This is a genomic window from Caloramator quimbayensis, assembly GCF_900167605.1.
GTDB lineage: Bacteria > Bacillota > Clostridia > Clostridiales > Caloramatoraceae > Caloramator_B > Caloramator_B quimbayensis.
The window spans coordinates 1-15,904 of sequence record NZ_FUYH01000002.1 but is presented as its reverse complement, the minus strand read 5'-3'; the positions used below and the strand labels follow the sequence as shown (position 1 = coordinate 15,904).

The following is a 15,904-nucleotide window of genomic DNA, read 5'->3' as shown; positions in this document are numbered from 1 at the left end:
TATCCCTAAAAATCAGTATCTTCTATGCAAACCTAATAAAAGGTGCTTGTACGAATTGTGTGCAAAATAGGTATAATAAGTAACTGTCCCTCACCTGCTACCTCTCCTCCCTAAAGTAAGGAAGGCCTAAGAATTTTGGAGGGGAATTCTTTTTTGACCTTTTAAAGGAGAAAAGAGTTAGGATGATTATTGTAACTAAATAAGGAAGCATGTCTAAAAAATATTTAGATATAAATCCATCCTGTATCCTGAATCCTATAATGTCGAGTCCTCCGAAAAGATATGCCCCAAGAAGAGCCTTGCAGGGATTCCAAGCTGCAAATATTACAAGTGCTACTGCTATCCAGCCCCTTCCTGATGTTATATTGTTTTGCCAAGCAGGGACATATATTAAGGACAAATATCCTCCCGAAAGGCCGCAAAGAGCCCCTCCTGCTAAAATGTTTACATATTTATATAATGCAACATTTATACTTACAGCGTCGGCAGCATAGGGGTTTTCTCCAACAGCCTTAAGATTCAGCCCTATCCTTGTTTTATAAAAATAAAATGCAGCTGCAAAGGCTAAAATATATGAAAAATATACTATAATATCCTGTGTAAAAAACACCTTACCTAAAAACGGTATATCCCCTAATAAAGGAAGTTTTATTGGGCTTAAAAAGTATTTAACTCTATCAGGAACCACCTTACCTGATAGGTTTTGTCCAATAAAGCTTGATATTCCGCTTCCAAATATGGTAAGAGCAAGCCCTGTAACCGTCTGGTTGGCTCTTAAAGTTATAGTCAAAAAGGCATATATAAGAGCTCCAATGCATCCAAAAAGAATTGAACAAAGAATTGCTAAAAAGGCATTATTTGTCCCTTTAGCTGCCAAAAATCCTGCTACAGCCCCCATAAGCATCATTCCTTCAACTCCAAGGTTTAAATTCCCTGCCTTTTCATTTAAAATTTCTCCAAGAGTTGATAAAAAAAGGGGAGTGCCTGCTATTATTGTTGCATGTAAAAAACTTGTCATCCTAAATTCTCCTTTCAATCCTTAAATTTAAGCCTGTAGGTTGTAAATATTTCCGAAGATAGAATGCAAAATAGTATTAGAGACTGAAGTATAAGAGCTGCAGAATTTGGTATCTTAAGGGATGTTTCTATATATGAACTTCCCTGCAAAAGGGCTGCAAAAAGTACTGAAACTATTAATATAAAGGGTTCCTTTAAATTTGAAAGGTATGCTATTATTATTGCTGTATACCCTACTCCTCCAGCTATTTCAACGGATAGGGTTCCATTTACTCCGCTTGATTGTATAAATCCTGTAATACCGCATAGAGCGCCGCTTAGGAATACACATAGAATAGTTACTGCTTTTATGTTTATTCCTGCATATCTTGCGGTATTTATACTCTCACCTATAATCGCTATTTCATACCCCTTCTTTGTATGATTCATGAATATATATACTAAAATAATTAAAATAAGCGCAATAATCCAACCAACGTTTACTCCTAAGAGATTAGGAAGCAGCGCCTTATCAGGAAAATTTGCTATCTTAGGAAATCCAAGGGCCTTCTTATCCTTCCAAGGTCCATACTGAAGGTAGGTTATGAATTTTAAAGCAATATAGTTAAGCATAAGGGTAACTATAGTTTCATTTGTTTTAAAATATATCTTTAAAACTGCAGAAATAAGAGCATACAATCCGCCAAAAACTGCTGCAGATAATGCCATAAGTAGTAGAAGGGTTGTACTATTAAAACCATTATAAAAAAGTGCCAATATAGAAGCGCCAAAGGCTCCCATTAATATCTGCCCTTCCCCTCCAATGTTCCAAAATTTCATTTTAAAAGCAGTAAGTATTCCAAGGGAAGTTATAATAAGGGGCACTGCCTTTATTGTTGTCTGTCTTATCCTAAGGGGAGAGCCGAAAGCTCCTTTAATCATACCTATAAATGCATCTTTAGGATTTATCTTTAGCATTATTAAAAATAAGCTCATTATAAAAAAGGCTGCCACAATTGATATCAGCTTAACTTTAATATTAGTATATTTATCTACCTTATCCCTTCTAACAAATCTCACCTGATTCACCATCCTTCATTCCAAGCATCAAAAGTCCAAGCTTTTCCTTCGTCGCATCCTTTGAATCAACAATTTTAGTAACCTCTCCCCTACTCATTACCATTATTCTATCGCAAAGCTCAATTAATATATCCAAGTCTTCTCCTACAAATATAACTGAATTACCCTTTTCTCTTTCTTCATTAATAATGTTGTATATGGTATAGCAGGTATTTATATCAAGTCCCCTTACTGGATAGACAAGTATTAAAAGCTTGGGATTAATATATATTTCTCGTCCTAACAATATCTTTTGAATATTCCCCCCAGAGAGATATTTAATAGGATAGTTTACATCAGGAGTTTTGATATTTAGCTTTTTAACAAGCTCTATTGCTCTTTCTTTAAAGGGTTTTCTATTTAAGAAAGGAGATTTTTCTAATTGATAGGATTTTAGCATCAAATTATCAACCATATCCATGGAGCCCACAAGTCCCATACCAAGCCTATCCTCAGGAACAAAGCCAAGATTAATACCTTTCTTCATAAATTCTCTAACGCTTTTCCCCGTTAAGTTTTCACCTTCAAAAATTATATCTCCTTTTTTTATCTTCCTGACTCCAGCTAAGGCCTCACAAAGCTCCCTCTGCCCTGAGCCCGCTATACCTGCAATTCCAAAAATCTCTCCCTTTTTAACATCAAAGGATATATTGTTAAATACCTTTTTGACATCCTCAGTTAAGGATATTCCTTCTACTTTAATAAGGACATCCCTAAGGGACAGTTCTCTTTTTTCTTCGCTTTTTTTATCTATAGACAATTCATTATTATTTGAAGTTTTATTAAAATCCTTCTCTTTTTTTGATTCTCTTTTTCTTATTTTTAAGTCAACATTCTCCCCTACCATAAGCCTTGTAAGCTCTTCAATGCTTGTCCTTTCTTTATCTAATGTCTTAATAAAATTTCCCTTTCGAAGCACAGATATTCTATTGCTTATTTTAATAACCTCATCCATCTTATGAGATATAAATATAACCGAGCACCTTTCTTCCTTAATTTTTCTCATTATATTAAAGAGTTTTTCTGCTTCTTGAGGAGTAAATACAGTAGTAGGCTCATCAAGAATTAAGACCTTTGCCCCTCTATATAAAACCTTTAATATCTCTACAATCTGCCTTTCCCCAACTGACATATCCTCAATATATTTCTCAAGATTAACTTTTATATCGTATTTTTTTAAAATATACTCTATTTTCTTATTAAAATCCTTATCTTTATCTCTTTGTCCAAGAAGTATATTCTCTTTTACAGTCATAGATTCTACAAGTTTAAAATGCTGATAAACCGTACCTATTCCATTAGATATTGCATCCCTCGGGGAAGATAGATTTACCTTCCTGCCAAAAATCGATATCTCTCCTTTGTCAGGAGCATATATCCCTGACAAAATGTTTATAAGCGTGCTTTTTCCTGCACCGTTTTCCCCAAGAATCGTATGGATTTCTCCCTCATATATATCAAGGCTTACATCGCAAAGGGCTTTAACTTTCCCAAAACTTTTATCTATGTTTTTTAATGAAACTAAAGGCTTCATAGCTATCCTCCTTAAAGTGATAAAGGGCTGATTTCAGCCCTTTATTATTTCTTTGGTATGCTTCCTTCAACGCCTTCTATAAAATAATCCATGTTCCAAACCTCATCGTCGGTCATTGTCTTCCCATCTTCAACCTTTAAAGCACCAGTTTGATCCTTTATAGGTCCTTTGAAAATTACAAGTTTGCCGCTTTTTATATCTTCCTTTGCCTTTTCAACAGCTTCCTTTGCGTTCTCAGGAGCAACCTGTGTTAATGGTGCTATATCTACAACGCCGTCCTCTATTCCTCCCCAGTACTTTCCTGACTTCCAAGTGCCATCCATTATCTCTTTAACCGTTTTAACATAATATGGTCCCCAGTTCCAAACCGCTGAAGTCATGTTTGCCTTTGGAGCAGTTTTGCTCATATCAGAGTTGTATCCTATTGAAAAAACTCCTCTCGATTCTGCAGCCTGCTGTGGCCCTGCCGTATCCTGATGCTGAGTTATAACATCGCACTTATCATCGATTAGAGCTATTGCCGCATCCTTTTCCTTTGCAGGGTCATACCAGGTGTTTGTCCAAACAACTTTAACAGTTGCATCCTTGTTTACAGACTTTACTCCAAGGGTAAAGGCGTTTATGCCTCTTATAACCTCAGGTATAGGAAAGGCTGCAACATAACCTATCTTGTTCGTCTTTGTCTTTAGCCCTGCAACGATACCTGTTAAATATCTCATCTGCTCAATCTTTCCAAAGTACTGTCCCATGTTTTCTGCTGTTTCATAACCAGAGCAGTGTAAAAACTTTATATCAGGGTGCTTCTTTGCTGATGATAAAAGTCCCTCTTGGAATCCAAAGCTTGTACCAAAAATAATAGTAGCCCCTTGGTCAATCATGTCTTCAACAACTTTTTCAACCTCTGCCTTATCTTCCTTAACTGATTCTTTGTAAATTGTTTCTACTCCAAGTTCCTTTTCAAGGTATAATCTTCCCTGATCGTGAGCATAGGTATATCCCCCATCACCTATTGGTCCAACATAGATAAATCCTACTTTAACCTTTTTATCCTCTTTTTGTGATTGTGTATTTGATGAATTTGAACAACCCGCAAATGTAAATATTAGTACAGCACATAGTAAAAAGACAGCTATTTTTTTCATGTTTTTCCTCCTCGTTTGTAAAAATATGTTATTTAAAAATTATTTTATTATCATCAAAGTTCTCTATAGAAGCAAGGGCGTTTACCTTATATCCCCTTTTTTCTATTTTTTCTCTGCCTCCTTGAAAAATCTTTTCTATAACAACCCCAATGCCTGCTACATTTGCTCCTGACTGCTCTATTATTTCTATAAGTCCAAGAGCTGCACAGCCGTTTGCAAGAAAGTCGTCTATTATAAGGACGTTTTCTCCATCTTTTATATATTTTTTGCTAACTCTAATTATATAATCAGTATTTTTAGTAAAAGAATGAACCTTTGATGTGTATACATTTTCATCTATTATAGAAGAATTTGTTTTTTTAGCAAAAACAACAGGAACATAGTTAAAATGAATTGAGGCAAAGGATGCCACTGCAATTCCTGAAGATTCTATTGTTAGTATTTTATCTATGGTCTGTCCTTCAAATAACCTTTTAAATTCCTTTCCAATCTCATTAAAAAGCTTTGTATCTATTTGATGATTTAAAAAATTATCAACTTTTAATATTGAATTATTAATCACTATACCGTCCTTTAAAATTCTTTTCTTTAAAAGTTCCATATAAACCTCCATTTTTTATTTTAAAATCCTTATAATTTTAAGATATTCTGCTCTCTTTTTAAGGATTTAATCTAATATTCTATATTAAAAATGTTTTAACTTGCTATAAAAAAACTCTCGGCGATGCCGAGAGTATATAATCCGATAGCAAAAAATATCGAACTACATACTCGTAGTCAGGTTGTTTACGGCATCCTGGTAGAAACGCCCAAACCGTATTATTGGGCATATACGAGTAGTAAATATTCGTATAATAACGACTATTTATTTTTATATTAAACATAATACATCATATTTCACCAAAAATCAATTATTTTTTTATTTCAATATGCCTTAGCATATCCTTTTTGTATTAATATTCCAATTCCTTTTCATATTTTTTTGTTGAAGACAGCACAATATAGTTTATAACTACTAAAATGCTTATAACGCCCCCTAAAACTTTAAAGGCGATTTGAAGAGAAAAACTATCTCCAATCATACCCACTATCGGGAACATTACTATCATAAAAAGGCTGAATATCATACTTGAAAATGTAATTAAAAAATGGTTACTTATTTTTAATATAAAAATAAGTAACCATACCCTTAAATTTAAATTTTAAATTTGTTTACGCTGTCTAATAGTTTATCTGCGCTTTCCTTTGATGAGTTCATCTTTTCAAGAATCTCTAAAGACTTAGAATTAACATCTATTATTCTCTCTGATATATTTGTAGCACCTCCAGCCACTTCATTTGAAGCCTTTGCAACTGTATCTATAGTTTTTGACATCTCTCCTATAGAATATAATAGTTCTTTTGATATGCTGTTAAATTCCCTCACAAGATTTTCAACGTATTTTGCATCTGTACTGTATTTTTCTGCTACGCTGAACATTGTAGAATAATCAGAATCCACATCCTTTGCCATAAAATCAAGGAGCTGCTTTGAACTTGACGCAAGTTCATCTCCTGCTTTTGTTACTTTTTCCGTAACCTTTTGAATTTCAATTACTGTTTCCTTTGATTTTTCCGCAAGCTTTCTAATCTCCTCAGCAACAACCGAAAATCCTCTTCCAGCTTCCCCAGCTCTTGCAGCCTCTATAGCAGCGTTCAGTGCCAAAAGATTTGTCTGCTCGGTTATTTCCATTATTGCCTCAGAAAGAACACTTATCTGTTTAATTACCTTTGAGTTTTCAATTGCTCCTTCAAGATTATTTTTATTTGTATTAAAAATATCATAAGCTCTGTTTCTTGATGCTAAAAAGTTTTCTTTAATTTTTTGAGCATTCTTTAATATTTTCTCTGCTGCAACTTCTCCATTGGTCGAATTTTCAACAATTAGTTTAACCTTATTTTCTATTTCATGAGAAGTTGCCGCCATCTCCTGAGCCGAGGCTGATGTTTCCTGCGTACTTGCTGCAACCTGCTCAGTTGTAGCTGATACATCTTCAATGTTTGAATTTAACTCCCCAATATTGTCTTTTACATTTTGTACAATACTTTCTATTCCTTCTGCTTCAACTTTTACACTCTTTATAATTCCTTTTAAGTTATTTTGCATGGAAATAATTCCATTTATTATATGGCCAATTTCATCCTTAGAAGATTTTATATTAAGTTCTTCCGATAAATCTCCCTTTGAAATATTATCTACAACCCTTGATGCAGTTTTTATTGGTTTTATAATGCTCATTCTAATCCAATAAATAAATATAAGTGATATTAGTATTATTAAAGCTATGGAAAACAAAGCAGCCTTTATTATCAGCTTGTTTTTAACTGTACTAAGCTCACTTATTGGCTTACCAATAAATAAAATACCTTCTATCTTATCATCATAACCCTTTAAAGGCTTATAGTATGTAAAATATTTTTCATTATTTATATCTGCATTCCCGCTGAAATTTTTTCCTTCATTTAATACTATATTTGCAATTTCAGGCTTTAATTTAGTACCTATTATTCTCTTTCCATCTTGAATTATAGTTGTATTGATTCTTTCATCATGTAGAAATATAGTGGCATCAACATTATATCTTTTCTTAATGTTATCAACATAGACATTATTAGACAAATCATACCCTAAGTAAATAGAGCCTATAATTTTACCTTCATCGGATTTTACAGGGGCAGCTGCTGCAACAGAAAATCTTATGTCATCCCCCTTCTCTATTCCTGATGCTGCATTGTCTGAAAGTGCCCTCTTTATGCTTTCCTTACTCGATAGATTATCACCTTTTTTATCTTTATCATTTGTTCTAACTATTGCTTCTCCTTTTTCATCAGTTATTATTATAAAATCAACATCCATATCTTTTAAAATAGTATCAGATTGTGCAAGCAATTCCTCTTGATTTTTATCTAAAACGCTCTTCTTTATTTTATAATTATCAGCACAAAGCTTTGCATAATTCAATGATTTTCCCTTCAAGGTCTCAATTTCATCATATAATAAATTCGAAATCATTTCTGTGTTAGTTTTGGTATTAGAATCAAAATATTTTAAAAATTCCGTAACTGATAACGCCGTTGATAGAACCCCCAATAATATCATACTTAAAATAACTGCTAAAATAGTTTTTGAAGTAATACTTTTCATATATACCCCTCCCGCCCTTATTACATAGATAACACAATTTGTTTTACATAATTATACACGATTTTGCATCAAAATTCCATATTTTATAACTTTTTTATAAATATTTTTAACTGCATTTAATTTTTGATTTAAATATATTAAAAATAGTACAAATTAAACAAAAACCGAATAGCAATTTTGCTCATCCTCTCACACTATCATATGTACCGGTATATAAAGATTCGTTACATTACAATTCATTTATAAGCAGTTATCTATAAGGCACTTATAATCCCAAAAACAATGCCACAGGACTTTTCCTGTGGCATTGTTTTATACAATTTTATTTAAATAACGAAATGTGAAGTACCAAGGATGCAAATACTACGGATACCATGGATACAAGTTTTATAAGTATGTTAAGAGATGGCCCTGATGTATCCTTGAATGGGTCACCTACTGTATCTCCGACAACAGCAGCTTTATGCGAATCGGAACCTTTCCCTCCATGATTTCCAGCTTCAATATACTTCTTTGCATTGTCCCATGCTCCGCCTGAGTTTGCCATCATAATTGCAAGAACAAAGCCTGTTACTGTTGAACCTGCAAGCATACCAGCAACCCCGTTTACTCCAATTGTAAGTCCCACTATAATTGGAACGATTATAGCAAGCAGAGCCGGCATTATCATTTCCTTCTGCGCTCCCCTTGTGCATATATCAACACATTTTGCATAATCTGGTTTAACTCCCTGTTTGCCTTCCTTAAGTCCTTTTATTTCCTTAAACTGTCTTCTTACTTCAAATACAATATTCTGAGCTGCTCTTCCTACTGCCTTCATAGTCATAGATGAAAACAGAAAAGGAAGCATTCCTCCAATAAAAAGACCTATAAGAACTGTTGGATTTAAAATAGATAAATCCATATTAAAGGAAAGACCTTCTTTTTTAACTATTAAATCAACCTCATCCTTATATGCTGCAATAAGCGCTAAAGCTGTAAGTGCTGCAGAGCCTATTGCAAAGCCTTTTCCAGTTGCTGCTGTAGTATTGCCAAGAGAATCAAGAGCATCTGTCCTTTCCCTTACATGCTCAGGAAGATGAGCCATCTCAGCAATTCCACCGGCATTATCTGCAACTGGCCCATAGGCGTCAGTTGCAAGTGTTATTCCAAGTGTACTAAGCATACCTACAGCTGATATTGCAACACCATATATGCCTTTGTTAAAGCTCTCTGTTCCTCCCGAGAGGAAATAGCTTGCAAGAACTGCTACTGCTACAACAACTACAGGTACAATTGTTGACAGCATTCCAAGGGATAATCCTCCTATTATTATAGTTGCAGGACCAGTTAGAGATGTACCTGCAAGTTCCTTGGTTGGTTTATAGGAATCCGATGTGAAGTATTCAGTTGAAAGACCAATTATTATGCCGGCTAAAAGTCCTATAAGTATTGCAAAATAAACCCCAATATTTTCTTTTCCAAGTATGGATGTTACAAGAAAATATGAAATAATAACTATTAGCCCTGCGCTTACATATGTGCCTCTCCTTAAAGCCTTTAATAAAGTTTTTTGCTCGGCCTTCTCCCCAGACTTTACAAAAAATGTACCTATTATTGATGCAACTACTCCAACAGCCGCCATAATCATTGGAACAGTAACCCCATCTACCCCATAGCCTGCAGCAACACCAAGTGCGCTTGTTGCGACTATTGAGCCTACATATGATTCATAAAGGTCTGCGCCCATTCCTGCAACATCTCCAACGTTATCCCCTACGTTGTCCGCAATAACTGCAGGATTTCTCGGGTCATCCTCAGGTATCCCGACTTCAACCTTTCCAACAAGATCTGCACCAACATCGGCAGCCTTAGTAAATATACCTCCTCCTACACGGGCAAACAAAGCCATCGAGCTTGCACCCATTCCAAAGGTCAGCATTGCGCTTGTTACATTTTGAATCCTTGCTGCTTCCGGAAGTGCCCTGTACCACCATGATAGGAAATAATACCAGAAGCTTAAATCAAAAAGACCCAGACCAACAACAACAAGTCCCATTACGGCACCGCTTGAAAATGCAACCCTAAGTCCTGAATTCAAGCTTTCACTCGCAGCATTTGCAGTCCTTGCATTAGCATTCGTTGCCATCTTCATACCTATAAAGCCCGCAAGGCCTGAAAAAAATCCCCCTGTTAAAAATGCAAATGGAACAAAAATAACAAGATACCCTCTAAGGGCAATAATAAGAAGAATTACAAACATAACAGCAAAGAAAAGAGCAACCCCGCTGTACTGGCGCTTTAAATATGCATTAGCACCTTCCCTTATAGCCTTTGCAATTTCCTTCATTAAATCATTGCCTTCACTTTTTTTAAGTACCGTACGTGAAAGATACCATGCAAAAAGAAGTGCAACAATAGAACCCAGTGGAGCAAGTAAAAGTAAACCCATATTGAACCCTCCCTGCATAAAAATATTATTTTACCCAAAATTTTACTCCGATTTTATTATAGTACTTTTTGTTAGTCAATGTAAATGAAAATTATAAAAATTTTCACAATAAAACAATAAATTATGATAAAAAGGAGATGGCTTTTGCCATCTCCTTTTTCATAACTTTTAAAAATTAGTTATTGTATTAATTAATATCAAGTGCTGCATGATATCCTTGGTATATAGCAGTTGTTATAGTAGAAGCCTTTACGCAGTCACCAATTTGTGCAACATGCGGTGCACAATCTATTAGTTCATCAACAATGTCTCTTCTTGGTTTTTGTCCAAGTGCACATATTACAGAACTTCCAGGAACAAGATGCTCTTCTCCGTTTACATCAACGCATATAACGCCTTCTTCTGTTACACGAACTCCTTTATATCCTGTATGAACATTAATATTGCACTTTTGTATCTCATTTAATAAAATCGGACGATGTCTTATGTTTGCATCAATTGCTAATTCTTCTCTCATTTCTACTAAATGAACAGTCTTTCCTTCCCTTGCAAGATGAATTGCAGCTTCACATCCTGCAAGACCTCCTCCAAGAACTACTACTTCATCAGTAACCTTATTCTTTTCTAAGTAATAGTTATTAACAACTATTACATTATCGCCATCCAAGCCAGGAATTTGTGGGATAATTGGTTCAGAACCAACTGCTATAATAAGTGCATCAACATTTTCTTTTTCTACATATTCTTTAGTAACAGTTGTGTTTAACCTGATTTCAACTCCAGCATCCTCTGCTAATTTTGCTAAAGTAACCCCTAACTCATACATTTCATGTTTAAATGGAATCGCTCTTTCTCCTTTTAATATTCCGCCTAATTCATTAGACTTTTCACAAAGTATTACCTTATGTCCTCTCTTTGCAGCAGTTATAGCAGCTTCTAATCCTCCCGGTCCTCCTCCAGCTACTAATACTTTACGCTGTTTTGCCGCAGGTATAATCTCAGTACCATCTAATTCACGACCTATTAATGGATTAACTGTACATCTTCTTGTTGATGTTGTCGCACGCTCTGCCATACAAGTAAAGCATCTTAAGCATTTTACAATGTCTTTGTCCCTGTTGCTCATAATCTTATTTGGGAGTTCATGGTCAGCCAAAAGTGCACGAGCCATTTCAACAACATCAGCCTTGCCGCTTGCTATAATTTCTTCCATCATTTCAGGATCATTTAACGCACCAACTGTTGCAACCGGTATATTTACATGCTTTTTAATTTCTGCTGCAAGGTAAACATTGCATCCATGAGGTACAAACATTGAAGGATGCGTTATTGCAAATCCTCTTTGATAAGTTCCTGCAGATACATGAAGTAAATCTATTCTGCTTTCTAATAACTTAGCTATTTGAATACCTTCCTCAAGATCATAGCCGCCTTCAAAAAGCTCAGAACCGCTCATCCTAAATTCAATTGGGAATCCAGGTCCTACAGCCTTTCGTATGCTGTCGAGAACTTCTTGAGCAAAACGTACTCTGTTTTCAAGAGAACCACCATATTTATCTTTTCTCTTATTAAAATATGGAGATAAGAACTGATTTATAAGCCAGCCATGTCCTCCATGAACCATAACCATTTCAAAGCCTGCTCTTTTAGCAAGTGCAGCACATTTCCCGTAAGCCTCTACAATATCAGCTATCATTTCCTCAGTTAATTCCTTAACTTCAAGACCATCAGGACGTACTCCTGCACTTGGACCCCACTGCGCAAGTCCACGTTTTTTATCCTTGTCAGTTAAGTAAGTTCCTGCATATTGTCCTGAATGAGAGAGTTCTACACTGGCAATCGCACCATGGCGGCGTATAGCATCTGCAGTATAAGTAAAACTTGAGAGAGAACCTACTGTTTTTAAATCCAAATGGAATGCATGAGAACCATCAGTTTCAGGATGAACCATACATTCACTTACAGTAACTGCTGCAGCACCTCCTTTTGCTCTTAATTCATAAAAAGCAGTAGATGCTCGTCCAATAGTACATTCAGCAGTTATATCTGTTCCACCCATAGGAGCTGAAAACATTCTGTTTCTAAAATAAACATTTCCTATTTTAATAGGTTTACACAAGTTAGGATACTTTCTTTCCATATTTTAATCCCCCTTAAATTTTTATGCTGCTATATTGCAATTTTTTTCTTTCTGATTAACAAAACGATAAACAAATGTTAATATAAACCCTGCCATTCCAAGAGCAGCAGCTATTAAAAATGCCCTTTGATAGCTGTTATCTGCTGCATATACGTTCTTCATTACAGTTGGTCCAAAATAACCTGCTAAAGCAAACCCTATAAACATTATTCCATAGTTAACACTGTTGTTTTTAGGGCCGAATTGGTCAGCTGTAAATCCCGGAAATACTCCCATCAATGAACCAAAACATACTCCTAAAATTGAAATTCCTATACAGAACTGAGCAACATCTCCCTGTCCAGATAGATATAATAATATAAGTCCTACGATTGAAAAAACAAAGGCTGCCGCTAATGTATTAACTCTTCCTATCTTGTCTGAAATATATCCTGCAACAATACGTCCTGCAGTGTTAAAGAGCGCTAAAACTGATACTACTGTAGTTGCTGCTGCAGTTGACATTCCAATCATTTTCTGTGCTATAGGCGATGCCTGTGAAGTACACATTAAACCAGCAAAGGCTCCACAAATAAGCATAGAAATCATTACATAAAATATTGGGCTTGAAAGCATTCCCTTCCAATCTCTATCATTTGAACCTGCCTTGCTTTGACTCTGCACTGGTGGTGTCCAGCCATCTGGCACAAAGTTTACAGGACATTTTTCTATAAAAAATGAAGATACACATACTATAACAAGGAACGCTGTTCCTATTATTTTGAATGCTGAAGTTACTCCAACATTGTTAATTAAAATATTAGCAATTGGAGGCACTAATACTGAGCTGAAACCATAAGCTGCTGTTGTAACACCGCCAACCAAACCTCTCTTATCTGGGAAAAACTTAATTGAATTGCTAATTGTACATCCATAGATCATTCCTATTCCAAGACCAGTTATTATACCATAAGCAAGTGTTAGAAATCCTAAACTTTTAGCAAATCCTGATAGAATCATTCCACCTCCAAAGAGTATACCTCCAACAAATATTACTTTCTTTGGTCCAAATAAGTCGTTTATTCTTCCGCCTGAAATCATAGTAATAGGTCCTACTGAATTAGCAACTGTAAATACAATTGCTAAAGCACCTGGTGTTAATTTTTGTCCAGTAATACCGCTCAAATACTTTGCCATAGGAGCTGCAAATACACTCCATGCATATATTGAGCCAATACATAGATTGATAAAACAGCTTGCGATTAAAATAATCCATCTTTTACTTGTTAGTTTCATAATACCCCTCCTATTATTCTTTGTGTTAATTTTATCACAATGTATATAACATGTCAACATTTACATGTTTAATTTTACATGATTATTTTCATAATATTATATTAATTATTACAGATTGTTATTAAATTTAAAAAAGTGATATAATGAATAAGTAATTATTGAAAGTGGTGATTTTATGAGAGTTTTAAAATACGCAATTTTAGGGTTATTAAATAGAAAGCCCATGACCGGATATGATTTAAGTAAAGAATTCAGTTATCAAATAGGTAATTTTTGGAGTGCAAACCATAGCCAAATATATCCAGAATTAAAAAGATTATTAGATGAAAAACTTGTAGTGTATAATATTGAAATAAGCGGAGATGTATTAGAAAAAAAAGTTTATACTATTACAGAAAAAGGTAGGAAGGAATTTCTTAAATGGCTAAATAAGGATGAACCTATGGAGCCAACCCCTAAAAATGTCTTCCGTCTAAGAATGTATTTTTCCAACAACTTAGATATTGAAACAAGAATTCGCCTTTTAGAACATCAATTAGTTCAACACGAAGAAAAACTTGCTTTTTTGTTATCTGAGATGCAGCGTTACAGCGGTGTTCCGCCCTTTGATAGTGATGATTTTGGAGATTATTTAGTTTTAGATGGGGCAATTATGAGAGAAAAAACAACAATTGAATGGTTAAAAAAATGCATAAAAATTTGTCAAAGTAAAACCAATTGCGATGAAGAGCGCAATTAAAGGAGATGGCTTTTGCCATCTCCTTATGCTTTAACCGTATTTAAATATCTTTGATAAAGTCTAAAGGCTATTTCCTCAAAGAGTGTAAAAACCCCCGATGCTATAAAGTATATTCCTATTGATACAGGTGCTTTAATAGTTATAATTATGCTTATTACCATCATGGATATCATATTAAATCCTAAATTTTTAACTTCACTTCCATAGGGTTTTAAAATTCCTATATATGAAATTAAATTTGGAGAAACAGAAATTAAGCTGTACAAAAGCGGGACAATAAAGTATCTATCTGGCAGCTTTAAGCTGCTAACCCAAGGAATTAATATGGTCCCAACATCTGCCGGCATCCTCTGTATAGTATAATAAAGGGCTGATAATATAGGCAGCTGCAGTATCAATGTAAAGCATCCAAACATGCTTTTAGAGCTTTCTTTATAATGTTTCATCAATTCTTCATCAAGCTTTGCCTTATCATTTTTATATTTTATCTTTGTTTCTTCAATTTTCTTTGAGATTTCACCCTGTTTTAAAATGCTCATCCTCTGCTTAAAAGATAAAGGCAAAAGTAAAAATCTCAAAAGTATTGTAAGAAGTATTATGCTTATTCCCCAGTCTTTAGTAATAGAAAAACCAATCCTTAATATGTTATTAAACATTTCCAAAATGATGTTCATATCTATTCTCCTTTATAAAATATTTTTGTTAGAACATCATTTTGATTAGAACACCTCACAAAACCGCCAAATATCATATTTTTGGTAAGAAGAATATTCATCTCTTGTAAGGCTTTTAAAATATTTTAGCGCAGTAATTAAAATTAACCTGTTATATTTTTTTATTTTATTGATACGATAATTCCTATAGTTTTTAATGAAAGTTATTACGCTGAATATACAAATAAGAAATACCGCAAACTGCATTAACATAATAGCATCTATCTTCATAAAAATTACCTTCCTTAAAAACTTGCTATACTAATTATTATATATTATAAATATAATCAATTCCAGTTATATCGCACTTATACAGAGATTTCGCAGCAAAATTCCAGTAGAATTTTTATTTTTACTGAAATTGCATTTTATTGTATCATATTGAAGAAATGGTATTCCACCAGCTCTATAGGTTGCAAAAATAGTTATAACTCCCCCTACCCCCAAAAATTTAAATAATTAATTTCCAATTTTATTGTTTCATTAAGTTTTTTCAAATACTGGATTATTCCAGGTATCTTCTATTGTAAATCTCTCATCTCTTATATCCTCAATAATATTTATTTGAAGCATTCTTTTCTTCCTAAAACCTCTAATACATCTAAAAAAATATAACTGCATAAGATTAAAT

General features: G+C 34.2%; 13 protein-coding genes and 1 riboswitch. Of the genes, 1 reads left to right on the top strand and 12 read right to left on the bottom strand.

The features are described 5' to 3' along the window. Window positions 1–97 precede the first annotated feature (97 nt). From B5D15_RS01410 to B5D15_RS01370, 10 genes are all read right to left on the bottom strand, one after another. Entirely contained in the window at window positions 98–1,018 is a 921-nt protein-coding gene (locus tag B5D15_RS01410; protein ID WP_078695321.1) for an ABC transporter permease, read from the bottom strand. A 14-nt stretch (window positions 1,019–1,032) separates the two neighbouring features. Further along, complete coding sequence (locus B5D15_RS01405; RefSeq protein WP_078695320.1) at window positions 1,033–2,088, bottom strand: ABC transporter permease; 1,056 nt, start codon at window positions 2,086–2,088, stop codon at window positions 1,033–1,035. Continuing rightward, a complete protein-coding gene (locus tag B5D15_RS01400) occupies window positions 2,063–3,649 on the bottom strand; it encodes an ABC transporter ATP-binding protein (protein WP_078695319.1) in 1,587 nt (528 codons plus the stop codon). Before B5D15_RS01400 ends, B5D15_RS01405 begins: the two co-directional genes overlap by 26 nt. 44 nt (window positions 3,650–3,693) lie before the next feature. Further along, window positions 3,694–4,791 carry a BMP family ABC transporter substrate-binding protein gene (locus tag B5D15_RS01395; protein WP_078695318.1) on the bottom strand — a complete coding sequence of 366 codons (1,098 nt, stop codon included), beginning with the start codon at window positions 4,789–4,791 and terminating at the stop codon, window positions 3,694–3,696. 28 nt (window positions 4,792–4,819) lie between these two features. Further along, complete coding sequence (locus B5D15_RS01390) at window positions 4,820–5,392, bottom strand: xanthine phosphoribosyltransferase (RefSeq protein WP_078695317.1); 573 nt, start codon at window positions 5,390–5,392, stop codon at window positions 4,820–4,822. A gap of 153 nt (window positions 5,393–5,545) precedes the next feature. After that, window positions 5,546–5,647: riboswitch (purine riboswitch) on the bottom strand. A gap of 97 nt (window positions 5,648–5,744) precedes the next feature. Next, entirely contained in the window at window positions 5,745–5,900 is a 156-nt protein-coding gene (locus B5D15_RS15350; RefSeq protein ID WP_179122148.1) for a hypothetical protein, read from the bottom strand. Window positions 5,901–5,986: 86 nt separating this feature from the next. Next, entirely contained in the window at window positions 5,987–7,975 is a 1,989-nt protein-coding gene (locus B5D15_RS01385) for a methyl-accepting chemotaxis protein (protein WP_078695316.1), read from the bottom strand. 322 nt (window positions 7,976–8,297) lie between these two features. Next, window positions 8,298–10,406 carry a sodium-translocating pyrophosphatase gene (locus tag B5D15_RS01380; RefSeq protein WP_078695315.1) on the bottom strand — a complete coding sequence of 703 codons (2,109 nt, stop codon included), beginning with the start codon at window positions 10,404–10,406 and terminating at the stop codon, window positions 8,298–8,300. A gap of 187 nt (window positions 10,407–10,593) precedes the next feature. Then, window positions 10,594–12,546 (bottom strand): oxidoreductase, encoded by a 1,953-nt coding sequence (locus tag B5D15_RS01375; RefSeq protein ID WP_078695314.1) that lies wholly within the window; start codon window positions 12,544–12,546, stop codon window positions 10,594–10,596. A 21-nt stretch (window positions 12,547–12,567) separates the two neighbouring features. Next, complete coding sequence (locus B5D15_RS01370) at window positions 12,568–13,821, bottom strand: L-lactate MFS transporter (protein ID WP_078695313.1); 1,254 nt, start codon at window positions 13,819–13,821, stop codon at window positions 12,568–12,570. A gap of 175 nt (window positions 13,822–13,996) precedes the next feature. Here B5D15_RS01370 and B5D15_RS01365 point away from each other — a divergent pair, with 175 nt between their 5' ends. Continuing rightward, complete coding sequence (locus B5D15_RS01365) at window positions 13,997–14,560, top strand: PadR family transcriptional regulator (protein ID WP_078695312.1); 564 nt, start codon at window positions 13,997–13,999, stop codon at window positions 14,558–14,560. Window positions 14,561–14,583: 23 nt separating this feature from the next. Here B5D15_RS01365 and yidC read toward each other — a convergent pair whose 3' ends face one another. Beyond that, the gene (gene yidC, locus B5D15_RS01360; RefSeq protein ID WP_078695311.1) at window positions 14,584–15,234 is read right to left on the bottom strand and encodes a membrane protein insertase YidC; all 651 of its coding nucleotides are present in this window, start codon (window positions 15,232–15,234) and stop codon (window positions 14,584–14,586) included. A 336-nt stretch (window positions 15,235–15,570) separates the two neighbouring features. Further along, the gene (locus tag B5D15_RS15345; protein ID WP_179122147.1) at window positions 15,571–15,720 is read right to left on the bottom strand and encodes a hypothetical protein; all 150 of its coding nucleotides are present in this window, start codon (window positions 15,718–15,720) and stop codon (window positions 15,571–15,573) included. Between the last annotated feature and the right edge of the window lie 184 nt (window positions 15,721–15,904).